This is a genomic window from Glaciecola sp. G7-5, assembly GCF_055808975.1.
The window spans coordinates 4,171,355-4,197,489 of sequence record NZ_CM147892.1; the positions used below are offsets into that span (position 1 = coordinate 4,171,355).

The window sequence follows — 26,135 nt, forward strand, 5'->3', positions numbered from 1 at the left end:
AAATTAAGTCTATAGGGCGGGTTTAAGCGGGTTTTATTTCAAAAAGTGTATGCATTAGTCAAAAGCTGCATTAATCTGCTCTTGCTCAAAGCCTCTATATTGTAAAAAGCGCATTTGCTTTTGCTTGCTAGCAAAGTCATCGGGCATATTTGTGCCAAATCGTTTCGTTCTCACTTTACTCGCCAGGTCATACCAATCATAATCATCACAATAAATGCAGGCCTTAACATCAGCGCCCTCGATATTGTGTTGCTTTAAGGATTGGCGAATATTTTGCGGTCCTTTGCCTTTATTAAACGAAGAACGTACAAAGGATTCAAGGTACCGTTGGTCTGACTGCAGTCGTCGGTCAATGAATAGTTGCAATTGTTGCTCACATAAACGTGGGTCAAATTCTTTGGCGGCAAGCTTTTGCAATACTTCATATTGGCTATGCTCTCTTCTCGTAAGCATTCGGGTAATAGCATGGTTTATGATCTTTGCTTGGTCTTCACTCATATTGTTATTGCACTAGCTTATTTAAAAAAAGAGTATGTTATTTTACCCATGAATTGGCATTGGACAAGTATTGATAGTATCGATGCACTTTGCTCAGATGACGCAAAGAACACTTTGAGCGCTCAATTTGCAGCCTTACAGGATCCAAGTGGTAGCACGAGCCCATTTTTGCGCCCTGCATTTTTACGGGCCTTAGAAAAAAGTCAAAGTGTTGGTCAAAATAGTGGTTGGCAAGTTAGTCATATTGTTGTGCGTAACCAAGACGATTCGCTGATAGCATTTTTGCCTGCCTACATAAAAACACATTCTTATGGCGAGTACGTATTTGATCATAGCTGGGCACATGCCTACCAAGAACACGGCTTAGCTTATTACCCTAAACTCATTATCGCCGTGCCATTTACGCCCGTTACGGGCCCTAGGCTTTTAGTTAGCAAAGAACATAGTATTGACGAAATATGCAAATACATCGCGACGATAAAAGAAGATATAATGTCGCGCTTGTCAATTTCCTCAATTCATTTTTTATTCGCGAACAAAGAAAGCTCAGAGGCATTGCGCAAACATGGTTTTCACCAGCGCCTGTCAGTTCAATTCAATTGGCAAAACGCAAATTACTCGCACGTCGACGATTTTATGGCGAGCTTAACGGCGCGACGTCGCCGTTCAATTCGTAAAGAGCGTGCAGGCATTGCCAAACAAGGGGTCAGGTTAAAGCGTATTGTGGGTGACAATATTAGCCCTAATGACATGGCATTTTTCTACCGTTGCTATCAACAAACCTATTTAAAGCGCAGTGGCCACACCGGTTATTTAAATGCTGCTTTTTTTCAAAGCATACTTGAAAATATGTCCCAAAATTTATTGTTGGTCATTGCTGAGCAAGTTCCGCAAATTGATGGCGAGAAAACCCCCATCGCGGCTGCCCTTTTCTTTTACGACAAGGATGGGCTTTATGGCCGTTATTGGGGAGCATTGTCTGAGGTGTCAGGATTGCATTTTGAAGCCTGCTACTATCAAGGGATAGAATTTTGTATTGAACAAAAGATTCCTGTATTCAACCCAGGTACCCAAGGCGAACATAAAATATTACGTGGTTTTGCGCCCACATTGTGTTTCTCAAACCACAGTATGCGCGAACAAGCTTTTGATTCGGCCGTCTCAGATTTTTTACACAGAGAAACACCGCATATTATTGATTACGCAGAGAAATCTGCTGCTTTACTGCCATTTAAAGAAAATGGCGCAGAAAATTAAAGTGTAACAAGCCTTTTCAGAAGGGGCTTTTGGGCCAGTGCATGCTTTTATGTAGTGACATAACTGGTTATAGTACTGCGCGCAAAATATAGCGTATGACAACAGCATAAAAAGGATAAGTCGGCTTAACCGACAGCAAAACGTAAACGACAGAAACAATAACCTGACTCCAAGGAACATTATGAAAAACTCAGTATTGGCACTAGCAGTATGTGGCGCCCTAGCCCTTAGTGCATGTAGCGATAACAAAGAAGCATCGGTCGAACCTGCAAAGCAAGCAATGTCTGAATCCCTAACTAGCGCAGAATTAGGTAGCTTTGGTATAGATTTAAGCGCCCGTAATACAGAGGTAAAACCTGGCGATGATTTCTTTATGTACGCAAGCGGTACATGGTATGACAACTATGTAATGCCAGCAGATAAAACTAGCTATGGCGCATTTGCGGTATTGGCAGAACGCAGCGAAGACCGAGTTAAAGCGATTATCGAAGACTTAGCGACTAAAACAGACTTAAGCGATAACGAAAAGCTTATTTCTGACTATTATAATTCATATATGGACCTTGAAAGCATAAACCAAAAAGGCATTTCACCCCTACAACCAATGCTAGATGACATTGCGGCAATTGAAAACGTAAAACAATTAACCGCGGCCTTTGGTAACAATTGGTTAACTAACGCTAATGCACCCATTGGAGCAGGCTTAGGCTTTAACCGAAAAGATCCTAATCAGTATCAGTTGACTGTAGGTGTTGGAGGCTTAGGCTTACCAGACCGTTCATACTACTTAGAAGAAAATGAACGATTCGCTAATATTCTAGCCGAGTACAAAAATAACATCGTTAAGATGTTGAGCTTTGCTGGTGTTGATGACCCCGAGGCGGCTGCTAGTAAAATTATTGCACTAGAAACCAACATTGCCGAAGCGCAATAGCCGCGCGAAAAGCGCCGTAATCGCGATTTAACGCTTAATCAAATTGACCGTAAAGCCTTAGCTGTTGAATATCCAGGTTTTGATTGGGATACGTACATAGACACGCTTGGATATCAGGCAAACAACTTAAATATCTCACAGCCAGAGCCTATCAACGACGTTATCACCATCATTAACAATACAGATCTTGATATTTGGAAGTTATATTTAAAATATCATCTTGTCGCCAGCAATGCTGACATGTTGTCTGAAGATATCTACAACACTTATTTTGAATTCTATGGCAAGGTTCTTAGCGGTCAACAAGAACCTCGTCCGCGTTGGAAACGTGCGGTTAGTTCAATGGCCGGGACGCAGTCTTTAGGCTTTGCCATTGGTAAAGTTTTTGTTGAACGTCACTTTCCTAAAAGTTCGAAAGAACAAATGAATGAATTGGTTGAAAACTTGCGCGTTGCTCTTGGGCAACGCATCGAAAACCTTGATTGGATGGGTGAGGAAACCAAGAAAAATGCTCAACAAAAACTTGAGGCATTTGTTCCTAAAATTGGATACCCAGACGAATGGCAATCATTTGACGGACTAGAAATGAGCAGCGATGATTTGCTCGCTAATACGATAGCCATGCGCAAATTTTTCAAGAAACAAGATCTTGAAGATGAACTTGAACCAACAAATCGCAAAGATTGGTTTATGACTCCACAGCGCGTTAATGCTTATTACAATTCATCGTTTAATGAAATTGTTTTTCCAGCAGCGATACTACAACCACCATTTTTTGATCCTAATGCTGATCCAGCGGTTAATTACGGCGCAATTGGTGCGGTTATTGGACATGAAATGGGCCATGGCTTTGACGACCAAGGTTCGAAGTCAGACGCAATGGGTGTTCAGCGCAATTGGTGGACAGACCAAGACAGAGCCGCATTTGAAGCAAAAACTGAAAAATTGATTGCACAATACAGCGCCTATGAAGCGTTAGAAGGTCAGTTTGTAAACGGTGCAAACAGTTTAGGTGAAAACATTGGCGATGTGGGTGGCTTGGCGATGGCATATCACGCCTACCAGTTGAGCTTAGATGGAAAAGAAGCCCCTGTAATTGATGGCTTAACCGGTGACCAACGCTTCTTCTTAGCGTGGGCGCAAGTATGGCGCGTTAAATACACCGAAGAGTCGTTATTAACTAGGCTAAAAGGTGGTACCCATGCACCGGGTCGCTTCAGAACCCTTGCTCCGCGTAACCATGATGCTTGGTATAAAGCTTTTGACGTACAGCCTGGTGATGCCTTATACCTGCCACCAGAAGAGCGCGTGCGTATTTGGTAATGAAACTTAGGGGAGTGCCCATGTAACTGCCTTCCCTTCGTCTTTCGTGCTCATTCATAATACCGTTCAGGTAAGCAAAAAACATCATTACGTCATTCCCGCGAAGGCGGGAACCTCCTTGGAACGCAGTAAAATCAGATAGTTAAAGGATATATCGGCAGATTCCCGCCTTCGCGGGAATGACGGATATGTTTGGGTTTGCTAGGCTGTTTGGGAGATCTTCGCCTTCGCGAAGATGACGTGTGTGGGGGCGATGATGGCGTGTGTATTTGGGAGGATGAAGATGCTGTAGTCGACAGAAAGCTACGCTTTTCGCCAAACAAGCAAGAGGTTGTTTGCTGGCATATTGAGCACTTCAGTTAAACGTAGTGAAGGCACCCACTGTTCAAGCTCTTCTATTCCTCGGTATCCTCCACGCCCGCTTTCTATCAGTTTTTGATGGAAATCAGCATTACTTTGACTGCTAAATTCACCTTTGATAGTAAAAGGACCATATTGGCAAAACACACCGTTTTTAGGCAAATGTAAAGCGATACTTTCCATCATCGATTGTACTTGGTCTTTTAGCATGATGTGCGCCGTATTAGCGCTAAATACACCATCCAAATCTAACTTAGGCCAAGGATCCTTAGGAAAACTTAAGCTCAACGGACGATGCAAGTTACCGCTAGGATAATCATCTATCCATGCATTAATCCCCTCATGATACTCTCGTTGATCAGCGCAATGCCATTCAAGGTGAGGTAAATTATGAGCAAAATATACCGCATGCTGGCCGGTGCCTGAGCCTATTTCTAATACCCTCTGCGTATTTGCAAAATACTTACGCAGTTGATCGAGTATAAATGGCTTGTTGTTTTCACAAGCTTGGCTAAACGGTTTCTCATCCATAACTATGGCCTTAGCGTAGTGTTATTCGTAATCTAGTCTTGTAGGTTAGGCATCAGCCATTTTTCAGCTTTATCAATTGTCCATTGCTTACGATTGGCATAATCTTCAAGTTGATCCTGCTGAATTTTAGCCACCGCAAAATAGCGACAGTCAGGATGAGAAAAATAAAAGCCAGATACTGAAGCTCCCGGCCACATCGCATATGATTCAGTTAACTTCATGCCAATGCTATTTTCAACATCCAGTAAGTCCCATATAACCTGCTTTTCGGTATGTTCTGGACAAGCGGCATATCCTGGCGCGGGTCGAATACCTTGGTATTTTTCAGCAATTAAGCCTTCGTTGTCTAGGGTTTCGTCCTTTGCATAAGCCCATAAACTAATACGGACTTGCTGGTGGAGATACTCAGCAAAAGCTTCTGCTAATCTATCAGCGATAGCTTTGACCATAATTGAATTATAGTCATCACCTTCTTGCTCGTAAGCTTTGGCTAATTCGTCTTCACCAATCCCAGCGGTGACGGCAAACGCACCGGTATAATCAACAATATTGCTCGGGCTGTCATCAATATACTTTGGCGCAATAAAGTCACTCAGACAATAATTAAAGCCTTTTGGTTTTTGTGTTTGTTGGCGCAAATGCTCAGCTGTGGCCAGCACTTTTCCAGCATTCTCTGGGTCATATATCTCGATGCTTTCATTAATACTATTGGCAGGAAAAATCCCCACTCGCCCTTTGGCAAGCAAGCTGTTATCAGCAGCTAGCTTGTCGAGTAAAGCGTTAGCTTCTGCGAAAATTGTTTTAGCTTGTTCACCAACCACTTCATCGTTGAGAATGCGTGGATATTTACCCGCCAAGGACCATGTTAGGAAAAATGGTGTCCAATCTATATATTCACGCAATGTTGAAATGTCGACCTCAACGGTTTTCACTCCCAAAAATGAGGGTTTAACGGGCGTATAATTCTGCCAGTCACAAGTAAAGCGATTCGCCCTTGCCTCAGCGAACGAAATAGCCTTGGTACGGGGTCGCTTTTTAGCATGTTGTTCACGCACTTTGACATAATCTGCTTCTACGCCTGCAACAAATTCAGCTTTCGAATGGGCAGAGATAAGTTTTTGCACCACCCCAACCGCACGACTTGCGTTAGGCACATAGACAACGGCATTGTCATAGTTTTGCTCTATTTTTACAGCCGTATGAGCTTTTGAAGTCGTCGCCCCACCTATCAATAAAGGCAAGTCCAACTTAAGACGTTGCATCTCTTTAGCAACATGCACCATTTCATCAAGCGAAGGTGTAATTAGGCCAGACAAGCCAATCACATCTGCTTTTTCATCAATTGCCGTTTGAATAATTTTCGCAGCAGGCACCATTACGCCCAAATCGACTACATCAAAATTATTACATTGCAGCACAACGCCCACAATATTCTTACCAATGTCGTGCACATCACCTTTTACAGTGGCCATAATAATTTTGCCGTTGGGTCGTGCATCGCCAGACTTTTCTTTCTCAATAAAGGGCTGTAAATAGGCCACCGCTTTTTTCATCACGCGCGCCGATTTAACCACTTGAGGTAAAAACATCTTGCCTTCACCAAATAAATCGCCAACCACATTCATGCCATCCATGAGCGGGCCTTCTATCACTTCTAGAGGTTTATTTGCCTCTTGTCGTGCTTGCTCTGTATCCGCTTCAATAAATTCAGTGATGCCTTTAATCAAGGCGTGCTCTAAACGCTTATTCGTGGGAAGCTCTCGCCATGCCAAGTCTTCTTTAGCAGCGACTTTTCCACCACCTTGGTACTTAGGTGCAAGCTCTAATAGTCTATCGGTGCCATCTGCGCGCCTGTTTAAAATAACGTCTTCAACTGCCTCACGTAGCTCCAATGGTATTTGATCGTACACTTCTAGCTGGCCAGCATTTACAATGCCCATATCCATTCCAGCGCGTATCGCGTAATACAAGAATACCGAGTGCATCGCTTCGCGCACTGGGTTATTTCCTCTGAATGAAAACGAAATATTAGATAAACCGCCAGAAACATGACAATGGGAAAGTTCGCTTCGAATGCGCCGCGTAGCTTCAATAAAATCTACAGCATAGTTGTCGTGCTCTTCGATTCCGGTGGCTACGGCAAAGATATTCGGGTCAAAAATAATGTCTTCAGGAGCAAAACCAACTTGTTCTACTAAAATATCGTAGCTACGTTTGCAAATTTCAAATTTTCGTTCACAGGTATCTGCTTGGCCGCTTTCGTCAAAGGCCATTACGACCGTAGCCGCGCCATAACGCTTAATTTTTTTTGCCTGTTCAATAAAAGGTGCTTCGCCCTCTTTTAAGCTGATTGAGTTAACAATGGCCTTGCCTTGAACACATTTTAGTCCCGCTTCAATTACCGACCATTTTGATGAATCAATCATAATTGGGACTCGCGAAATATCAGGCTCTGATGCGATTAAGTTCAAAAATCTAACCATAGCGGCTTGTGAATCAAGCATGGCTTCATCCATGTTGATATCAATGATTTGCGCACCATTTTCTACCTGCTGACGCGCAACATCTAAGGCCGCTTCAAAGTCTTCTGACATTATCAGCCTTTTAAATGCCGCTGAACCGGTCACGTTGGTGCGTTCACCTACGTTAATAAAACTTGAAAATTCTGCGCTCACGTTATTTCCTGTATTGCTATCGTAAAAGTATCGAGTGTAACTAACATGCCATAGGCTTAATGAGTAAACGGCTCAAGCCCAGATAAACGCATTTTTACTTCAACGTTTATTGGTGCACGTGGCGTTTTTTCGGCAACTGCTTGTGCAATTGCTTGAATGTGTTCAGGCGTGCTACCGCAGCAACCGCCCACAATATTGACTAAACCGCTTTGTGCCCACTCTTGTATATGCTCAGCCATATCTGGCGCACTTAAGTCATATTCACCAAATTCATTGGGTAGGCCAGCATTTGGATGCGCCGAGACTAAACATTCACTCACTCTTGAAAGTTCAGCCACATATTGACGCAGTAAGTCGGGCCCCAGTGCACAATTTAATCCAAATGAAATTGGCTTTATATGGCGCAGTGAATTATAAAAAGCTTCAGTGGTTTGGCCTGACAGAGTGCGACCCGATGCATCGGTAATCGTCCCCGAAATCATGACCGGTAAACTATAGCCAATTTCGTCAAAAACTTCTTCAACAGCGAAAGCTGCTGCTTTTGCATTAAGCGTATCAAAAATTGTCTCGAGCATAATAAAGTCCACCTTCCCTTTTATAAGTGCATGGGTGGCTTCTTTATAATTAATCACTAGCTCATCAAAACTCACATTGCGTGAAGCTGGGTCGTTCACATCTGGTGAAATTGAGGCTGTTCTGCTGGTTGGGCCAAGTACACCGGCAACAAAACGAGGTTTATCGGGCGTCTGCAAGCTCACTTCATCAGCCGCTTCGCGCGCCAAAGTGGCCGCGGCAATATTAATTTCAGCAACGTGATCTTGCATGTCGTAATCGGCCATAGAGATAGCGTTGGCATTAAAGGTATTGGTCTCTAGGATGTCAGCCCCATGTTGCAAATATGCCAAATGAATCTTCTTAATCATAGCCGGCTGCGTCAGCGACAACAAATCATTATTGCCTTTTAGGTCACTATGCCAATTTGCAAAAGCATCGCCTCGGTAATCTTCTTCTTCAAGTTCGAGCGCTTGTATCATCGTTCCCATAGCGCCATCAAGGACAAGTATCCGTTCTTTGGCGATACGCTTGAATAAATCGGTTTTATGCACGATTTCACTTTCTTGACTGCGCTTTTTAGCTTGTTCGCTACTCACTTTGTTTCCTACTATTTTACTATTCGTTTAAAAGATGCTCAGCATACGGTAAAGGTAAAAAACCAAACACATAAACCAAATTGACTACGCCTCATCCGACAATAAATTTAAATCATAAGGAGTGGTTTGGTACACGTAATAGTTTAACCAATTTGTAAGCAATAAGTTGCCGTGGGACTTCCAGCGCATTCTTATTTCTTTGTCAGGATCATCGTTTTGATAATAATTACGTGGCACTTGTGCCGGTATACCACCCGCTTGGTCGCGCTTAAACTCCTGGTCTAAAGTACTAGCATCGTATTCAGGATGACCTGTGACAAAAACCATGCGTTTGTCATTAGTAGCTGCAATATAAACACCTGCTTCGGGTGATTCAGCTAGTATTTCTAACTTTTCTATTTTTTTGTAGTCTTCACTTTTAATCTGGGCGACACGAGAATGCGGGGCCCAAAACTCAGGATCAAATCCGCGTACAAGCTCATTTTGTTCATTCAAAACTTTGTGACTAAATACACCTGAAAGTTTGTTTGGGAGTAAAATCTTGTCCGTATTAAAAAAGTGATACATTGCCGCATGCGCAGCCCAACATAAATAAAACGTAGACTGCACGTTTCGTTTCGCCCAGTCCATCAATTCACACATTTTCGGCCAATAGTTCACATCTTCGTAAGATAAATTACCTAAGGGCGCACCCGTTACAATTAGGCCATCGTACTTTTTATGCTTAATTTCACTGAATAAATGATAAAAAGCATTCATATGCGACAGCGGTGTGTTTTTAGGCGCAGTTTCGTCGATGCGAATCAAGTCGATATTAATTTGCAGTGGCGTGTTAGACAACAGACGCAATATTTGTAATTCAGTCTCTATTTTGTTGGGCATTAAATTTAAGATGCCAATTTGCATAGGACGAATATTTTGACTTGTTGCACGTGCATCATCCATAGCGAAGATGTTTTCACTCAGGAGTTCTTCAAGCGCAGGTAACTCAGCGGGCAATGTAATGGGCATAAAACCTCTAGTCTTCTTCGATAAATAGCGATGACATATATCGCGATACTGCCTATCTAAACTTCTATGATTGTTTAGCTTTGCAGTTGATCCTGTAAGCATATTGTGGCGATTAACATAGAAATGTCAACTAATTTACGTCTAGACGTCTAAACGTTTATTTACAAGCGAGCTTCAGAGGATTTTGTATAGCGTACACGAAGTTGCACTTTTGACTGATTAAAGCGTTACTATTTAAGAGATTGCAGGGACTAATCTGAGGTTTTTTCGGGTCTTTGTAAGGCAACTAATACTTCTACCTCGGCTCTTGGCAATTGGCTAGCTTCCATTATATCTTCAATACTTGCACCCTCTTTGACTAATTGGCTTGCGCGACTATAGCGTTTAAGCTCAGGGTCTTCTCGTTGCAATAATTCCGTTTTATTTTCAAGGCTTACAACTCGCTTTGCTAGCTCATTAATAGGCTCGATGATTTTAGCCATAGCATTTGAAATACTGGTTTTAGTGATAGCTTCAACATCACTTGCCATGGTGGTCTTTACTTTATCACTTGCTTGTAAGACCAAGGCACTAACAAGGGGAGATTCTGTATTTGCAGTGTCTTCGGTATCGCCTAATTGAATTGTTTCTGTATCACCAAGTAATTCGGTAATCGTGCTGGCTTGACGCTGGTTTAATTTATACAAATCATTGATCAGCTTAATGGATTGATTTAAGCGTGAATTGATTTTTCTTGCATATAAGGTGAGCGCAATAATCAGTATAAATAATAAGAGGGAAAAAATTAAGAGCGTATTCAGCGTAAAAAAGGCTGTCATGAAAATCCTAGTATGTTGCGCATCAAATTAGTTATAGCACCATATATAGCAAATTAAGATATAGCAAATCAAGATTCAGTAAACGCTATTTCTAATCACGTGTATTTCTAATAATTGCACTTACTAAAAACTAAGTGCTAAACCTGCATCTAGCACTTAGTTAAGTTAGCGGTCTTATCAACACTAAGTAAGATTTAGTTTTGAGTGCTGACTGCTTGTGTCTTTTCTCCATGATTAGCTTTGGGCTCTGTGCTTTCTCCTACAACTAGTCTAGAAAAACTCACACTAGCATAGTCACCATTGGCTTTATCTTCTGCCCAATTCCCTGTGCCTAAGCAACCTGCATACCAAAACCCTTCAGCGTCGCTTGTGCTGCATTGATTGTAGGCGCCGGCTTTAAAATAATTCCAATCCAAAGTATAACCATATGGGTGGTCATGTTTATCTAATTGACCATAAGCATTCACTGCGTTTGCTAAATTAATTTTGTACTCTATCGTTTCATGGCCTTCGGCCTCAAACGTTAAGTACATAACATCCTCATGTACATTCACCACGTAACTGAAATTTTCTCCTAACGCGATCCCGTTTTCGCCCGGTTCGGCTGGATTTTCCCAAGTATTGCCCCACACCGGATAAGCGATATCCATGCGCTTCGGATCGTCTTTAGGTAAATTGCGTTCGTAGGTCCAAAATACGGAGCCTTTTTCATGATCTGGCCATTTTTTATAATATATTTTTAATGGCTCGTTGCCCCATCCAAAACCTGATACTTTTTTATCCCACTTTGTCGCGTGAATTTGGCCAACGACAACTGCAAATGCAGGTGCTTTCTCAGGGTGTTTTGCGCGCAGCGCCACATGATCGACTTTAAGGGTGGCTTCCATTTTTCCACCTACTCGAGCAAATTTTCTATTAATAGGATTGCTCAGTACGGTAAAGTTATTCTTTGGTGACTGTGTTTTTACACGAGTCTTTGAGCCGCGCAACATATGGCGCAACTCGCTGCGTGTGTTGGTCGAATTTGCCGTTGTTAGTGCTTTATTAGGGGCCGTAAAAACCATGTTGCCTTGCTCATCTAAATAGAAAAAGTCAGGGTGTTCATAGTCTTGAATCTCTTTTACCGACACCGAATCGGGTTTTGAATCATCGTTATCATCGGTAGGTAGGGTAATATTCCATTCGCTAAGGTCGAATTTATCGGCGGGAACATCCTTCGCTTGGACGCCTATTGCAGCCGTTAACAATAAAACACTAGCGATGGCCTTAGTACTGGTAAATTGCATACATATCTCTTCACTATTTCGTTGCGGACTATTAAACATGTTAATAGATATGATGAACATAATAACAAAAGGTTCACAGGTATTACTGTACCAGTTACTAAGCTTTTGTTGCAACAAGAAGAAATATATTAAGGATTAGTGCCCTACTGCATAAGCACACTTGCGTGCATTACAACATTACATCATCCCATTCGTCATCACTGAGTAATTTGTTTAAATCAACTAATATTAGTAATTCGTCGCCGCGGTTGCTAACGCCCTGAATAAACTTAGCGCTTTCTTCGGTACCAACATTAGGTGCACTGTCAATTTCAGAAGAACGCAGATAAACCACCTCAGCAACACTGTCAACTAAAATACCAACCACATGTTCATCTGATTCGATAATGACAATACGGGAGTTGTCGGTAATTTCTGTTGGCGGTAAACCAAAGCGTGCGCGAGTGTCTATAACCGTCACTACATTGCCACGTAAATTTATGATACCGAGCACGTAATTAGGTGCACCCGGCACCGGCGCAATCTCAGTATGACGCAAAACCTCTTGTACTTGCATTACGTTAATACCGTAGGTTTCTTCATCTAATCGATATGTAACCCATTGAAGAACCTGATCGTTTGGATCTAGTGTTGTGGCTGTGGTTCTTTCTTCTGACATTCGCTTTGCTCCGCTATATCTCAATCAATGTAAACAAAAATGATCACACCTTTGTTTTTGTATTTTGAATGTAAAGTGTACTTGTTATCTTAGTTAAGCACTTCTTTTACCATGTGTGCGCCATCTATCAATGCGCACATTCTTTCTTTTAACAATCCAGCTAACCAAGTACGCACAGATGGATGTTCACGCCATTTGACATCATCTTTAACCAAATCCACTGTACTACTAATACTGTTGCAACAAAGTACGTAAGGGGACTTGCCCAATTGTACGGCAAATTTATATTCGCTCGCCTCGCCAACATAGTTAGACGTAGTTGGTGTCAGCCATGGTCCGGCATCAATGCAGGTAAACTTTTCTTTACCTTTAATAAAGATGCCCTTACACCAACTAGGCTGTTGCGCCATAGATGATATTTTTGTCAATTTGTGAATACCACCTAACTCAACTAAAGGAATGGCAATAGTCACATTCGCTATTTCACACAAAAGCACTTGAAAGCGATTGTCTAAACTTTCTTTTAACGCTATCGAAATGTCTCGCGTTTTGCTATTTGCGCTTGTCTCTATTGTATTAATGTCGGCATTTGCTTTATTAACTTTATCAATACTTACGCTTTTTTCGAGAAGCTCTTTCTGCGTATCGACTATTTCACAGCTAGGCTCAACAGCAGCCATGGTTAGGCTATGATTAGCCTTTACGATTAGACGCTCTGCTTGGCTAATTTTGCTTTGAATACTGTCGTCAAATAATGCAAAGTCGTTATCTTGATTTAAGTTTAATGCTGGCTGAATCTTAGGCCTTTGCGCACGACTCGTCTTAGTCTCTGGCGTAGAGACTTGCGTCGCTTCTGGTGAAATTAAATCTTCTAAATAGCAACGCAATGCTTTATTGGCTGGAAAATCTCTCACTTTGGCAGTATTAGTCATATTTAAGCAAGGCTCCGACTAATTTTTCATAGGCAAAGCTACCTTTCGCGTTTGGTGAAACGATGTTGATAGGTAGCCCTTGAGCACTTGCATCTCTAAATTTTGTATCAACAGGAATATAGCCTCGCCACAACTTGTCTGCGTATACCTTTCGCATCACAGCAAAAGACCGTAAACAGGCATTCACGCGGCGATCAAATAAGGTCGGTACAATTAAGCTAACGAGGTCAGGAGATAAGCTATTGCGCATTTGCGAAATAGTACTGAGCATTTTATTTAAACCATGCATTGCAAGGTGTTCAGTTTGCGTGGGAATCACTACTATGTCGGCAGCGACTAGCGCATTGACCATCAAAATCCCCAACACAGGTTGGCAGTCGATAATGACATAGTCGTATTTTTTACCTGCAGCTTTTATCCCTGCATGTGTTTTTAAATGCTCAACGACTTTCTTAACAATCAAACCTTTGCCTGCTTGGTTTGATAGCGCGCTGTCTAGTGTTGCTAAGGCCATGTGTGCAGGTAGTAAATCGATTTTCTTTATACCGCTATTTAGAACAGCATCACTCAATAACTCATTAAGCATGTGAGGATGTTGACTAAGGGCAAATAAGTCATAGATACTGAGTGCAAGTTGGTCGCTGTCAATTCCTAAGTAGTGTGTTAATGATGCATGAGGATCAAGGTCAATAAGCAATACATTGTATGACATAGCAGCAAGACTTCCCGCAATCGAAATTGCACTGGTTGTTTTACCTACACCACCTTTTTGGTTGACTACTGTCCAGACTTTCATGCAATGGGCTCTCTAGTACCAATGTGAATTGAACGAGTGCCGCCTAATAGGATTAGCAGCACGCTTAATGATATCAAGCGTAACGCTTGAGTAAGCTGGGAATGTCCAAAATAAGCGCAATACCACCATCTGAAGTAATTGTTGCTCCAGCCATTCCGGGAGTACCCTGCAGCAAAGCATCTAATGGCTTTATCACCACTTCTTCTTGGCCAATTAACGAATCCACCACAAAGCCCACTTGTTGTGTTCCAATTTGCACAACAACAACATGACCGCGAGTGCGATCTTCGCAAGGAAGATGCGGATTTAGCCAATCATTTAAGTAAAACAGGGGAATCGCTTTCGAACGTACGATCATTGTTAATTGATTATCAACAGTATTTGTTTTGCTTACATCCATATTGATAATTTCATTAACCGATCCCAACGGTAAAGCAAAAGTTTGCTGCCCCACCACAATCATTAAGGTAGGCAATATAGCAAGGGTTAAAGGGACTTTTATTTCTAAAGTAGTACCAGCACCTAATGCAGAATTAATGTTCACCGTACCATTTAATTGGTTTATTTTGGTTTTCACTACATCCATACCTACACCGCGACCTGAAATATCACTTATTTCAGTTTTCGTAGAAAAGCCCGGTGCAAATATTAAATTAAAGGCTTCAACATCAGACATGCGCGCAGCCGAGTCGGCATCTAGTACGCCGCGACTAATCGCGATTTCTTTTAATTTTTCTGCGTCCATGCCTTTACCGTCATCGGCAATGGTCAATAGAATATGATCACCCTCTTGGGATGCGGCTAGCTTCACTGTTCCCATCCGTGACTTGCCGTTTGCTTCACGTTCGTCAGGCATCTCAATACCATGGTCAACAGAGTTTCTGACCAAATGGACCAGTGGATCAGCAAGTGCTTCTACTAGGTTTTTATCTAAATCAGTATCTTCGCCTTCAAGCACTAACGAAATTTCTTTTTTAAGCGTTCGCGCAAGATCTCGAACAACTCTAGGGAAGCGACCAAATACTTTCTTAATTGGTTGCATCCGGGTTTTCATCACCGCACCCTGTAAATCGCCAGTCACCACGTCTAAATTCGCTATTGCTTTTGACATGCTTTCGTCAGCAAGATTTATCCCTAGGCTCAGTAAGCGATTTCGTACTAAAACAAGCTCACCTACCATATTCATGATTTGATCTAAGCGCTTGGTATCTACTCTCACTGTTGTTTCAGCTTGTGGCGCAGAAGGTTTTGCGTCAGTTTTTTTAGTACTTCCTGGTTTAGCTGGACTTGGCGCTTTTGCGAGTGGCGCAGAGTTGCTTTGTGCTGGCTTTTGAGCCGGCGCTGCTGTTTTGTCGCTAACAGCTTCTTCTTTAGGCGCTGGCGTACTTTTCGCGGGAGTTTCATTAGCGACAGAAGGCGCTTTACCTTTGCCGTGCAGGTTATCGAGCAAAGCTTCAAATTCATCGTCACTAATTTCATCATCATTGTCAGTACTTTTAGGCGATTCAGTCTTTTGCGCAGCTGCAGGTGTTTGTGCTTTAAAGCTACCTTGGCCATGGAGTTCATCAAGCAAGGCTTCAAACTCATCGTCGCTAATTTCATCACTAGACGACTCTGAAGAGGTATTATTTGAGGTTTGGTCTGGCGTGTTTGCTGTCGCTGACGATGGTCCGGCGCTGCCATGCAGCTCATCTAATAGTGCCTCAAACTCATCTTCACTTATTTCATCGATACTGTCGGATTTGTTATTTGATTGAGGAGCGGCTTCAACAGTTAAGTCATCATTTACTGTATCATCTACTTCAACTGCTTGTGCTTCACTGACCTCATCTGCGCTATTTTCGAAGATGGATTCGCCTTCTTGTTCAGGCTTGCTCAGTTTATGCAATATCTCGATTAAGCTTGCTGGTGCAGCTTCTAATGGTTCGCGGGCCTTAACACGTTCAAACATGTCAACCACCACATCGGTGGCCTGCAAAATCACATCCATCAATTCTGGATTGAGTGTACGTTGGCCATTTCGCATTATGTCAAATACGTTTTCAGCGCCATGACATATTTCTACTAGCTCAGTTAGCGCCAGAAATCCTGCACCACCCTTAACAGTGTGATAGCCACGGAAAATCGCATTTAGCAATTCTCCATCTTCTGGATTATTTTCTAATTCAACCAACTGCTCTTGTAGTTGTTCAAGTATTTCTCCGGCTTCCACCAAGAAATCTTGCATTATGTCTTCGTCGACTTCAAACGACATTCGTCTGCTCCCCTAAAACCCTAAGCTCGACAACAAATCATCAACGTCGTCTTGGTTATTAACCACATCGTCACGCTTTGTTGCATCAATAATTGGCCCTTCGGCTTTCACTTTATCGCCAGATTTGCACGTTGTTTTAGATTTATCTTTTTGTTGCTCTTCGCCGCCAAAACTAGCAAGCATTTCAATAAGGTGGTCTTCTACTTCTTTGACTAAATCGATAACACGACGAATAACCTGACCAGTTAAATCTTGGAAACCTTGCGCCATTAATACTTCAGTTAACATTCCGTTTAAGGCCAGCGAATCATCTGTCGCGTCCTCTAACAACTGATCTAATGTTAAGCATAATTGTTTGAATTCACCCAGTTCTATTTGGCGACTCATTAATTTTCGCCATTCGGGCATAATGCTCGCTAAACGCCCATTAAGTTGGTCGGCTATAGACATACTCCGTTCTACAGCATCCATGGTTGAATTAGCGGCTTTTTCGGTCTGTTCAATTACGTATTCTAAGCGTGATCTCGCATCAGGCATCTCGTTAGTCATTAAGCCGTTGATGCGATCATCTAGTTGGAAAGTAGATAGTGAATTGTGAAGTTGGCGAGTTAGCTTACCAACTTCAGAAAATAGCTCAGGTGATTCTTGCAACGTAATTGTATGAATAATTTCGTTAACTGATTCTATATCATCAGATTCTAGATGCTGTACTAATAATCTAGCCTGTTCAATTGTTATAAGCGCTTGTTTTTTCGACGTGTTTTCCGTCATAGTGGTCACCTAAAAAATGGAATTACCCTAAACGCTCAAATATTTTATCGAGCTTTTCCTTTAGTGTTCCCGCTGTAAATGGTTTTACCACATAACCGTTTACGCCGGCCTGCGCAGCTGCAACTATCTGCTCTTTCTTCGCTTCTGCCGTTACCATTAATACAGGTAAATGTTTAAGCTTATCATCAGCTCTAATAGCTCGCAGAAGGTCAATACCTTGCATACCAGGCATATTCCAGTCGGTCACAACGAAGTCAAAATCGCCTTGCACCAACATCGGTAACGCGGTGTTGCCATCGTCAGCTTCTTGTATGTTGGTAAAACCCAAGTCTTTCAACAAGTTTTTAATTATCCGACGCATAGTTGAAAAGTCGTCAACTACGAGGATTTTCATATTCTTATCCAAAACTACCTCCGAAATGGATGCTAACTATTAAAAAATATATTTTCATTGTTCGATTCGCCATGATTGCATTTTCGATTTAAGTTTAATCATCGCTTGCGAATGAATTTGACTTACTCTTGATTCGCTTACTTCAAGTACTTCGCCAATTTCACGCAGGTTTAACTCTTCGTCATAGTACAGCGACAGAACGATAGCTTCTCGCTCCGGTAGAGTTGTTATCGCTTTGGCCAATGCCTTTTGAAACGAACCTTGAACCATGTCTTCATAGGGTTTATCGGCACCTTTTGATTCTTCGGTAGTTAAAACATCTTCACTAACACCTAAATCTTCAATTCCCACCAATTTGCCGGCGTTAACCTCGCCCAACATTTGATGATAATCTTTCAATGAAACTTCTAACACCTTTGCCACTTCAACATCTCGGGCGTCTCGACCGGTGTCACGCTCTACGATATTTACCGCTTCGGTAATAGCACGAGAGTTTTTGTGTACCGACCTTGGCGTCCAATCGCCTTTGCGAATTTCGTCAAGCATTGCGCCGCGTATTCTAATCCCTGCAAAGGTCTCGAAACTTGCACCTTTGGTGCCGTCAAAGTTTCGCGCCGCCTCTAGCAGCCCAATCATGCCTGATTGAATAAGATCATCGACTAACACACTTGCGGGCAGTCTTGCTAACAAATGGTGGGCAATGCGTTTTACCAAGGGTGCATGTTTTTCAACCAGTTGGTTTTTGTCTATTTGCTGTTGATATCCAGTCACTTTTGTACTCACTTTGTTTACCTACTCATGCAATGACACAAGGTTCTCTAAGAAAAATTCCAAATGTCCACCTGCCTGATTTGGAATCGGCCAACTACACATATCCTCTGCTAGCTTATTGATTGCTTTAGCAGCAGGCGAGCTAGGAAATGCATCTACAATTACGGTTTGTTTACGTACTGACTTACGCACGTTTTCATCAAAGGGGACGATGGCATTTAACTCCATCGCTACATCCAAGAAACGGCTTGTTACTTTCGATAACTTATTGAAAAGATCGCGCCCTTCTCGTTCGCTTCTCACCATATTTGCCACGACTTTGAACTTAAAAACGCCGTGCTCTCGGTTTAAAATTTTGATAAGTGCATAAGCATCGGTAAGCGACGTTGGTTCGTCGCACACAACAATAACAACGTCTTGGGCAGCTCTTGAGAAACTCACTACCATGTCTGAAATACCCGCTGCGGTGTCAATAATTAGCATATCAATGGGCGTTCGTAGCTCACCAAAGGCGCGAATCAAACCAGCATGTTCGTGGCTCGACAATTCAGTCATCGATTTTGTGCCCGATGTTGCCGGTGCTATTTTGACGCCATATGGACCGGTAACTAAAATTTCATCGAGGGTACAATCGCCATTTAATACGTGTGAAAGGTTTCGCTCTACTCGCAAACCCAGCATGACATCAACATTGGCTAAGCCTAAGTCAGCGTCAAGCACCATGACTTTTTTACCCATTTTGGCTGCCGCAATAGCGGTATTGAGTGTAATGCTCGTTTTACCTACTCCGCCTTTGCCACCGGTAACCGCTACTACTTTTATTTGTTTACTTTGATTTTGCCGGCGTAAACTGCTGGCCTGATCTTCGGTTATGCTATCCATCATAATGCACCTACATCTGCGGCTACTGCCGATGACATTTCGCCGTTGCCATAGCGTTGAAAGAGCTTGGCGGCGATAAGTGTTAAATTCGCTGAGTCAGCTAGCTTTATATCCTCAGGTACGCGCTGTCCGTCGGTAACATAGCTTAGTGATAAATCGTTCTCTATGATGACGCTGAGCGCCTCACCCATGCTGTAACATTCATCTAGCTTGGTAAAAATACAGCCACTGATTTTAGTCGACTTATATGCTTTTACTGTTTGATTCAGTACCTGGTATTGTGACCCTGCGGGTAATACCAAAAACTTTCTAATATCGACGTTAATGTTTTGTTCGTAATCGTTTAATTGGTCTATTAAGCGCGCATCGCGTTGACTAAAGCCGGCGGTATCAATAAGGACTAATTTTTTGTTGCGCATCTGATACAAAATATCGTTTAGCTCGTGCGAGTTGTGCGCTTTTTTGACTGCACAGCCAATGATTTTTCCGTAGGTTGCGAGTTGTTCGAAAGCGGCTATCCTGTATGTATCTATGGTCACCAAAGCGACTTGCTCAGGGCCAAATTTTTGCGCATATTTTGCTGCAAGTTTAGCTAATGTTGTGGTTTTACCTGTGCCTGTTGGCCCGACTAAGGCGACTACGCCGGTTTGGCTTAGGATGTCGTTGCCACCCACGTGCAATCTATTTGATAATAAGTTGAGGATGTATTTCCAACCTTCTTTCTCATCAATTTGATACGGTAAAAATTCGATAAACTGTTTCGCAAGATCCTGACTAACGCCCATTTTGATGACTTTTTCATGCAGATAATGATGCACGGGGTTATGACGCTTTTTGCGTTCGTCAGCTAGTTCTGAAACTTGAAACTTCAGTACATTTTTGATGGATTCTAATTCTGCTTTGATGCTGTCTAACTGCGCCGGCTCAAGCACACTTGGTGGCGGCACTAAACCCGCAGCTTGCCCCGCACCATGTTCGCTAGCCTGTCCAGGCGCAGTGCTTGCTTGTTGTTCATTTGGCGATGCACTAAACTCGGGTTCAACGAAGGCTGGCGATCTGAAGATACGTTCGTCGGCTCTTGGTTCTGGATCTCGCCCGTAATCAGCTTGTTGTGAATAATGTAGTGGCTGCGGCGTATGCTGGCGAGCTTGATGATCAATAGAGTTAACTTTTACTTCTTGATGCGGTGCACTAGCCGAAGATTGCTTCTCTAAGAACGCTTCTATGCTGTCTGGGCCAATATCCCCAATGATTTCATGCAGCCTATTAGGCACTTGTTTAGAGTGAGCTGTTTGAGGCGGCGTGTGTTGTTGGGCTGGCGCTACGTTATGCTCACGTTGGCCTGCCTGATTAACTTGCCCACTTGCCGCGCTTGCCGTTGCCGCTTGTGCTCGGTTATTTGTTGCCACGGGGGCAGAAACAGGGTCAATTGCCGCGACTAACTCAACGCCATTTGCCACTTTTTTATTAGACATAATAACCGCGTCGCCACCAAGCTCATCTTTTACTTGTTTAAGGGCGTCACGCATATCTTTGCCAAAAAATCGTCTAATTTTCATGTTTTCCTCGAATGTGTCTTAAAAGCTAAATTGGCGTCAGTTTATTGACCGACGGATGACACTATTTTAATTTGTTTGTCTTCTGGAATTTCCTGGTAAGACAATACATGTAAGCCCGAAACTGCCTGTTTCAAAAACTTAGATAGTACGGGTCTTAGCATCCCTGACGTTAATAACACGCTGGGTTCGCCGGCGAGTTCTTGTTGCGAACTGGCCTCTGATAAAGACTGCTGAAGTTTCTCAGCTAAGCTGGGTTCAATTCCTGCGCCATCATCACCACCTGCTTGCAATGACTTATGCAACATCTGTTCCAATTCAGGAGCTAATGTAATAACAGGGACTTCTTGCTCACCATTGGCTATTTCTTGCACAATCAAGCGCTTAAGTGCAATACGTAATGCTGAAACCAGTACGTCAGGGTCTTGCGTTTTTGGTCCGTATTCTGAAAGCGTTTGCACTATGGTACGCATGTCTCTAATCGGCACCCCTTCGCTTAGTAAGGTTTGCAAGACTTTAACAACCAAGCTCAACGACAGCACATCAGGGACAAGCCCTTCAACTAATTTAGGGTGCGTTTTCTCAAGCATATCGAGCAATTGCTGAACTTCTTCATGACCTAATAATTGATGTGCATGATTGGTCAGTAATTGACTAAGATGAGTTGCAATAACCGTTGGTGCATTGACCACGGTATACCCTAAGGTTTGCGCATGTTCACGCTGCGAGGCTTTAATCCACACAGCTTCAAGGCCAAATGCAGGGTCTTTTGTTACCGTGCCTTCTAAGGCGCCAAAGACTTGACCAGGGTTAATTGCCAATTCGCTGTCATGGCTTATTTGAGAATCACCAACACTCACACCAAGCATGGAGATATTGTAAGCATTTGGTGAAAAATCTAGATTGTCACGGATGTGCACTGGCGGCACCAAAAAGCCAAGTTCTTGTGAAAGCTTTTTACGTACGCCTTTGATTCGACTGAGTAGCTCACCGCCTTGAGATTTATCGACCATAGGAATAAGTCTATAGCCAACTTCAAGCCCAATAATATCCACCGGCTGCACATCGTCCCAACTCAATTCTTTTACTTCAGCCATAGCATTGGTTGTTTCTGGCAGTTTTTCTAAATTCGCAGCTTCTTCGCTCAACTTTTTCTTCTGTTGATCGCGATAAAAAGCATAACCGCCCACTACTGCAGAAAAAGTTAAAAATGCAAAGTGCGGCATACCCGGGACAACACCCATGATAAACAGAATAACTGAAGTAATATAAAGGGCTTTACGATTCGCTAATTGTTCACGTACTTCTTCGCCCATAATTTGACTGTCGTTTTCACGAGTCACAATAATGGCGGTAGCCACTGATAATAATAAAGACGGAATTTGTGCCACCAAACCATCACCAATGGTTAATACCGTGTACACTTCCATGGCGTCGTTAAAGCCAAGTGAATGCTGATACATGCCAATAAATAGGCCACCTACTATGTTAATCAACATAATGAAAAGCCCAGCAATCGCATCACCTTTTACAAATTTTGACGCACCGTCCATTGAGCCGTAAAAATCAGCTTCTGACGTGATTTCTTCGCGTCTTTTACGTGCTTGATCAGAGTCGATATAACCTGCGTTTAGGTCAGCATCAATCGCCATTTGCTTACCCGGCATCGCATCAAGCGTAAAACGTGCACTTACTTCTGATATGCGCCCGGCACCCGCGGTTACGACTTTAAAGTTGATGATTAACAAAATAGCAAAAACGACAACGCCCACTACATAATTTCCGCCAATTACCACTTCACCGAATGCTTGAATGACTTTTCCAGCGGCGTCGCCTCCGTTATGTCCTTCAAGCAATACTACGCGAGTAGAGGCTACATTCAGCGCTAAGCGCAAAACAGTAGCCACGAGCAATACAAGGGGAAATATGCCAAAGTCTACAGGACGTGCAGTAAACACACAGACCAAAATAATGACAAGCGACAACGCAATATTAAAACTAAACAGAGTGTCGAGCAAAATAGAGGGCATGGGCAAAATCACCATTCCCATAAGTGCAAGAACCACGATGGGTGCACCTAAACCACTGAGAACGTGCTTTATGCTATTTTGATTTACTTTTTGAAATACTTGGGCTAATTGCATACAACAAATTTTTGACATATTAAGTGTAGTTACAAGGTGTATTACAACTCTTGTGCCAACTCTTTATGTTGACTAAACTTATTCTGCAATGAAGCCCAATTGAAGAAGGCTTATCCCGCTTATCGCCTAAGCTCTGGCGGGATCGTAAAGTCTTTCTTAAGCGCTCTAGGACGTTTTCCTTTGCCTGATTTATACGCCTTCAACTGATAGACATACGCTAGAATTTGCGCGACCGCCATAAATAGTTTTTGAGGAACCTCGTGGTTTACCTCGGTAGAATAATAAATAGCACGAGCTAGCGCAGGCGATTCGATAATGGGTACGTCATGAGCTTTACCAATTTTACGAATATGCATCGCTAATTCGTCTAGACCTTTAGCAACCATAACTGGTGCGCGATTACCAAATTGATCATATTGAATCGCAACAGAGTAATGAGTCGGGTTGGTTACAATCACATCGGCATTAGGCACATCTTGCATCATTCTGTTGGCCGATGCTTGATACTGAATACGACGAACTCGTTGCTTGACCATAGGGTCACCTTCCGCATTTTTTCGTTCGTCTTTAATTTCTTGCATGGTCATTTTCATTTCATCATTATGCTTAAAACTTTGATACGGCACGTCGATTAAAGCGATAGGTATCATGGCGCAGCACAATAATAAAAACGCCCATTCAATCATATCTAAAGCATGGAATATGTTCATGGGATAGAGTTCTATATCCAAATGAAGCGCTTCATCCTTAAAAATTTGCATGGCAGCATAGGCCATTGAAGAAATCACTAGCACCTTACCAATACCTTTCAATAGCTCTACAATAGCATTGAGACCAAACATGCGTTTAAAGCCCTGCAATGGACTCAGACGATTTCCTTTTGGCGCAGCAGAGCTCCACGTAAAGTTAAAACCTCCCAATGCAATTGAACCATAAATACCGCCAATCATCGCAATAACCATAAAGGTAATGAGTGGCCAGGTGCTTTGGGACACCGAACTTTCTAAAATTTGAAACATATGCTTTGTATCATAGGTTTCATCGCGAGAAAGGGTAAAAGCCCGCTCGTAGATGTCATACATTGCTTTAGCGATTGATTTGCCAACACCAATTAAAGCCAGTGCGCTGACGACTAATAGCATAGTGGTTGCTAATTCTTTGGAACGTGCTATTTGGCCCTTTTTTCGAGCATCCTCGAGTTTTTTGGGCGTGGGTTCCTCGGTTTTTTCAAAGGAATCGTCTTTTTCAGCCATGCCAGCATATTCCTATAATCATAAGTAAAAGCATTAACATGCTCGTACCAAATCACACATTAAGGTTTGCGCGCGCAGCCACTGCTGTTCAAAATGGTAAGCTTGGTTGGCCAAGGTCAACCAAATAATAAACAAGCCAGTAAGCTGGGCGATAGCAAAACCAATACTAAATATATTCAATTGCGGAGACGCTTTTGTCATAACACCAAAGGCGAGGTTCACAATCAATAGGCTCACAATCGGCGCAAGTGCGATTGTCACTGCTGAAATAAACATCCAGCCAGCCCAAAGCGCCACTTGTTCAAATTGCTCTGGGGTAAACCATGCGTCGTTTATGGGAAAAGCATCAAAGCTAACTACCAACATCTCTATCATGAAAAGGTGGCCGTCAAAGGTCCAAAAGAGCAGAGTCGCTAAGATTAGATAAAACTGACCGACTGCAGGCACGTTAATACCATTGATAGGGTCGACAATAGAGGCAAAGCCTAAACCCGTTTGCATCGCGATGATTTGGCCTGCCAGTACAAAGGTATTAATCACCATCATTGATATAAAGCCAATCATAATGCCAATCGTGAGTTGCTTGAAAATTTCAATAAAGGCGCCAAGCGAGACTAAATTTTCCATTGGTACCGGCGGGATCATAGGTACGATCATGGCCGTTAACAATATTGCAAGTAAGTTACGAATTGGCGTAGGAATGGTTTGCGCGCTTAAGCCCACCATAGATATAAACAGGCCCGATATGCGCATAAATGCAAGCATATAGTCACTAATTACATCAATAATGTCAGCGCTTAATACGTCCATTTTACCCAATCACTGAAGGAATACTGTTAACGAGCTCGAAGGTATAATCCATCATTTTCTGGACCATCCAACTACCTAGGAAACTAAGCGCCAATAAGGTCACAATAAGACGCGGTAAAAAGCTCATAGTTTGTTCGTTGATTGATGTAGCGGCCTGAAATACAGCAACAACCAAACCAATTAAAAGTCCTGGAATGATGATTGCCGATACCAACATAATGATAATAAACATAGCATCGCGCAAGATCTCAACAAAAGCTTCTGGACTCATGTCACACTCCCATGCCAAAACTGGTGGCAAGAGTGCCAAAAATCAGATTCCAACCATCGACCAAGACAAATAACATGAGCTTAAATGGCAATGACACAATCATGGGTGAGAGCATCATCATACCCATTGCCATCAAGATAGACGCCACCACTAAGTCGAGAATAAGAAAGGGGATAAACAGCATGAAGCCAATCTGAAAGGCGGTTTTTAACTCGCTAGTTACAAAGGCCGGAATAAGCACGGTAATAGGTACTTGGTCAGGTTCATCAAATTGTCCTTCGTAACCGCCAATGCGAATAAAGGTTTCTAAATCGGTAATTCGCGTTTGGCTAAGCATAAATTCACGCATGGGCAATTTGGCTTGCTCAAAGGCTTCTAGCGAGGTCATTTCTTCACTCAAATAAGGCTGAAGAGCTTGTTCATTTACCTTTTCAAATACCGGCGCCATAATAAACATGGAAAGAAATAAGCTAACACCAATTAAGATTTGGTTGGATGGTGACTGTTGTAAGCCAATTGCCTGACGTAAAATCGACAGCACGACGATGATACGTGTGAAAGACGTCATCATCATGATAGCCGCGGGTATCAAGCTAAGCGCTGTCATTATAAACAGCGCTTGCAGCGTCATTGAGTAATCTTGGCTACCATCTGGATTAGTGGTTACGGTTACCGCTTCTATGCCAGATTGCTGTGCATTCACCTGGCTACTAATGAGCAATAACACTAATAGCGAAGCGCTAGAAAGCAGTGCTTTATTTTTTGAAATAAGCTTGTATGCTCGCTGCATGAGTGTGGA

The 26,135-nt window shown here is 42.6% G+C and carries 22 protein-coding genes and 1 pseudogene; 2 read left to right on the forward strand and 21 right to left on the reverse strand.

All coding sequences use genetic code 11. The annotated features are described in order from the left end of the window. Positions 1-54: 54 nt before the first annotated feature. Positions 55-498: a regulatory protein RecX gene (locus AC0L6H_RS18455; protein WP_473390708.1), complete on the reverse strand. Its 444-nt coding sequence runs from the start codon at positions 496-498 to the stop codon at positions 55-57. Here AC0L6H_RS18455 and AC0L6H_RS18460 point away from each other — a divergent pair. Both AC0L6H_RS18460 and AC0L6H_RS18465 read left to right on the forward strand, forming a co-directional pair. Next, complete coding sequence (locus AC0L6H_RS18460; protein WP_473390709.1) at positions 466-1,755, forward strand: GNAT family N-acetyltransferase; 1,290 nt, start codon at positions 466-468, stop codon at positions 1,753-1,755. The genes AC0L6H_RS18455 and AC0L6H_RS18460 overlap by 33 nt on opposite strands. Positions 1,756-1,936: 181 nt before the next feature. Beyond that, positions 1,937-4,012 (forward strand): annotated as a pseudogene (locus AC0L6H_RS18465) (M13 family metallopeptidase). Between the two features lie 303 nt (positions 4,013-4,315). Here the strand turns inward: AC0L6H_RS18465 and AC0L6H_RS18470 are convergent. The 20 genes from AC0L6H_RS18470 to fliP form a co-directional block, all read right to left on the reverse strand. Next, positions 4,316-4,903 carry a DUF938 domain-containing protein gene (locus AC0L6H_RS18470; protein ID WP_473390710.1) on the reverse strand — a complete coding sequence of 196 codons (588 nt, stop codon included), beginning with the start codon at positions 4,901-4,903 and terminating at the stop codon, positions 4,316-4,318. A 32-nt stretch (positions 4,904-4,935) separates the two neighbouring features. Next, the gene (gene metH / locus AC0L6H_RS18475; protein ID WP_473390711.1) at positions 4,936-7,578 is read right to left on the reverse strand and encodes a methionine synthase; all 2,643 of its coding nucleotides are present in this window, start codon (positions 7,576-7,578) and stop codon (positions 4,936-4,938) included. A gap of 56 nt (positions 7,579-7,634) precedes the next feature. After that, positions 7,635-8,687, reverse strand: coding sequence for a homocysteine S-methyltransferase family protein (locus AC0L6H_RS18480; protein ID WP_473394578.1), 1,053 nt, complete (start codon positions 8,685-8,687; stop codon positions 7,635-7,637). A gap of 126 nt (positions 8,688-8,813) precedes the next feature. Next, positions 8,814-9,740 carry a homoserine O-succinyltransferase gene (locus tag AC0L6H_RS18485; protein WP_473390712.1) on the reverse strand — a complete coding sequence of 309 codons (927 nt, stop codon included), beginning with the start codon at positions 9,738-9,740 and terminating at the stop codon, positions 8,814-8,816. A 251-nt stretch (positions 9,741-9,991) separates the two neighbouring features. After that, positions 9,992-10,558 (reverse strand): DUF2802 domain-containing protein, encoded by a 567-nt coding sequence (locus tag AC0L6H_RS18490; RefSeq protein ID WP_473390713.1) that lies wholly within the window; start codon positions 10,556-10,558, stop codon positions 9,992-9,994. A gap of 194 nt (positions 10,559-10,752) precedes the next feature. After that, a complete protein-coding gene (locus tag AC0L6H_RS18495) occupies positions 10,753-11,844 on the reverse strand; it encodes a polysaccharide lyase family 7 protein (RefSeq protein WP_473390715.1) in 1,092 nt (363 codons plus the stop codon). Between the two features lie 169 nt (positions 11,845-12,013). Next, positions 12,014-12,502 carry a chemotaxis protein CheW gene (locus tag AC0L6H_RS18500; RefSeq protein ID WP_473390716.1) on the reverse strand — a complete coding sequence of 163 codons (489 nt, stop codon included), beginning with the start codon at positions 12,500-12,502 and terminating at the stop codon, positions 12,014-12,016. Positions 12,503-12,591: 89 nt separating this feature from the next. Then, positions 12,592-13,434 carry a chemotaxis protein CheW gene (locus tag AC0L6H_RS18505; RefSeq protein WP_473390717.1) on the reverse strand — a complete coding sequence of 281 codons (843 nt, stop codon included), beginning with the start codon at positions 13,432-13,434 and terminating at the stop codon, positions 12,592-12,594. Then, entirely contained in the window at positions 13,427-14,230 is an 804-nt protein-coding gene (locus tag AC0L6H_RS18510; protein ID WP_473390719.1) for a ParA family protein, read from the reverse strand. The genes AC0L6H_RS18505 and AC0L6H_RS18510 overlap by 8 nt, the downstream gene beginning before the upstream one ends. Positions 14,231-14,303: 73 nt before the next feature. Then, the gene (locus AC0L6H_RS18515) at positions 14,304-16,484 is read right to left on the reverse strand and encodes a chemotaxis protein CheA (RefSeq protein WP_473390720.1); all 2,181 of its coding nucleotides are present in this window, start codon (positions 16,482-16,484) and stop codon (positions 14,304-14,306) included. Between the two features lie 12 nt (positions 16,485-16,496). Then, positions 16,497-17,255 (reverse strand): protein phosphatase CheZ, encoded by a 759-nt coding sequence (locus tag AC0L6H_RS18520; RefSeq protein ID WP_473390721.1) that lies wholly within the window; start codon positions 17,253-17,255, stop codon positions 16,497-16,499. A 22-nt stretch (positions 17,256-17,277) separates the two neighbouring features. After that, the gene (gene cheY, locus AC0L6H_RS18525; RefSeq protein ID WP_473390723.1) at positions 17,278-17,661 is read right to left on the reverse strand and encodes a chemotaxis response regulator CheY; all 384 of its coding nucleotides are present in this window, start codon (positions 17,659-17,661) and stop codon (positions 17,278-17,280) included. Between the two features lie 42 nt (positions 17,662-17,703). Next, positions 17,704-18,432 carry an RNA polymerase sigma factor FliA gene (locus tag AC0L6H_RS18530; protein ID WP_473390724.1) on the reverse strand — a complete coding sequence of 243 codons (729 nt, stop codon included), beginning with the start codon at positions 18,430-18,432 and terminating at the stop codon, positions 17,704-17,706. Between the two features lie 9 nt (positions 18,433-18,441). Next, positions 18,442-19,293, reverse strand: coding sequence for a MinD/ParA family ATP-binding protein (locus AC0L6H_RS18535; protein WP_473394580.1), 852 nt, complete (start codon positions 19,291-19,293; stop codon positions 18,442-18,444). Positions 19,294-19,301: 8 nt separating this feature from the next. Next, positions 19,302-20,861, reverse strand: coding sequence for a flagellar biosynthesis protein FlhF (flhF, locus tag AC0L6H_RS18540; protein ID WP_473390726.1), 1,560 nt, complete (start codon positions 20,859-20,861; stop codon positions 19,302-19,304). A 41-nt stretch (positions 20,862-20,902) separates the two neighbouring features. After that, positions 20,903-23,002: a flagellar biosynthesis protein FlhA gene (gene flhA, locus AC0L6H_RS18545; protein ID WP_473390727.1), complete on the reverse strand. Its 2,100-nt coding sequence runs from the start codon at positions 23,000-23,002 to the stop codon at positions 20,903-20,905. Between the two features lie 119 nt (positions 23,003-23,121). After that, entirely contained in the window at positions 23,122-24,255 is a 1,134-nt protein-coding gene (gene flhB / locus AC0L6H_RS18550; RefSeq protein ID WP_473390728.1) for a flagellar biosynthesis protein FlhB, read from the reverse strand. Between the two features lie 33 nt (positions 24,256-24,288). Beyond that, entirely contained in the window at positions 24,289-25,065 is a 777-nt protein-coding gene (gene fliR / locus AC0L6H_RS18555) for a flagellar biosynthetic protein FliR (protein ID WP_473390730.1), read from the reverse strand. Position 25,066: 1 nt separating this feature from the next. After that, positions 25,067-25,336 carry a flagellar biosynthesis protein FliQ gene (gene fliQ, locus AC0L6H_RS18560; protein ID WP_473390731.1) on the reverse strand — a complete coding sequence of 90 codons (270 nt, stop codon included), beginning with the start codon at positions 25,334-25,336 and terminating at the stop codon, positions 25,067-25,069. A 1-nt stretch (position 25,337) separates the two neighbouring features. Further along, the gene (gene fliP, locus AC0L6H_RS18565) at positions 25,338-26,126 is read right to left on the reverse strand and encodes a flagellar type III secretion system pore protein FliP (protein WP_473394581.1); all 789 of its coding nucleotides are present in this window, start codon (positions 26,124-26,126) and stop codon (positions 25,338-25,340) included. Positions 26,127-26,135 lie beyond the last annotated feature (9 nt).

Coding starts and splice junctions, on each gene's coding strand:
- AC0L6H_RS18460 (WP_473390709.1), top strand. CDS start 466: ATGGTTTATGATCTTTGCTTGGTCTTCACTCATATTGTTATTGCACTA.
- AC0L6H_RS18455 (WP_473390708.1), bottom strand. CDS start 498: ATGAGTGAAGACCAAGCAAAGATCATAAACCATGCTATTACCCGAATG.
- AC0L6H_RS18470 (WP_473390710.1), bottom strand. CDS start 4,903: ATGGATGAGAAACCGTTTAGCCAAGCTTGTGAAAACAACAAGCCATTT.
- AC0L6H_RS18485 (WP_473390712.1), bottom strand. CDS start 9,740: ATGCCCATTACATTGCCCGCTGAGTTACCTGCGCTTGAAGAACTCCTG.
- AC0L6H_RS18490 (WP_473390713.1), bottom strand. CDS start 10,558: ATGACAGCCTTTTTTACGCTGAATACGCTCTTAATTTTTTCCCTCTTA.
- AC0L6H_RS18495 (WP_473390715.1), bottom strand. CDS start 11,844: ATGCAATTTACCAGTACTAAGGCCATCGCTAGTGTTTTATTGTTAACG.
- AC0L6H_RS18500 (WP_473390716.1), bottom strand. CDS start 12,502: ATGTCAGAAGAAAGAACCACAGCCACAACACTAGATCCAAACGATCAG.
- AC0L6H_RS18505 (WP_473390717.1), bottom strand. CDS start 13,434: ATGACTAATACTGCCAAAGTGAGAGATTTTCCAGCCAATAAAGCATTG.
- AC0L6H_RS18510 (WP_473390719.1), bottom strand. CDS start 14,230: ATGAAAGTCTGGACAGTAGTCAACCAAAAAGGTGGTGTAGGTAAAACA.
- AC0L6H_RS18515 (WP_473390720.1), bottom strand. CDS start 16,484: ATGTCGTTTGAAGTCGACGAAGACATAATGCAAGATTTCTTGGTGGAA.
- AC0L6H_RS18520 (WP_473390721.1), bottom strand. CDS start 17,255: ATGACGGAAAACACGTCGAAAAAACAAGCGCTTATAACAATTGAACAG.
- flhF (WP_473390726.1), bottom strand. CDS start 20,861: ATGAAAATTAGACGATTTTTTGGCAAAGATATGCGTGACGCCCTTAAA.
- flhA (WP_473390727.1), bottom strand. CDS start 23,002: ATGCAATTAGCCCAAGTATTTCAAAAAGTAAATCAAAATAGCATAAAG.
- flhB (WP_473390728.1), bottom strand. CDS start 24,255: ATGGCTGAAAAAGACGATTCCTTTGAAAAAACCGAGGAACCCACGCCC.
- fliR (WP_473390730.1), bottom strand. CDS start 25,065: ATGGACGTATTAAGCGCTGACATTATTGATGTAATTAGTGACTATATG.
- fliQ (WP_473390731.1), bottom strand. CDS start 25,336: ATGAGTCCAGAAGCTTTTGTTGAGATCTTGCGCGATGCTATGTTTATT.
- fliP (WP_473394581.1), bottom strand. CDS start 26,126: ATGCAGCGAGCATACAAGCTTATTTCAAAAAATAAAGCACTGCTTTCT.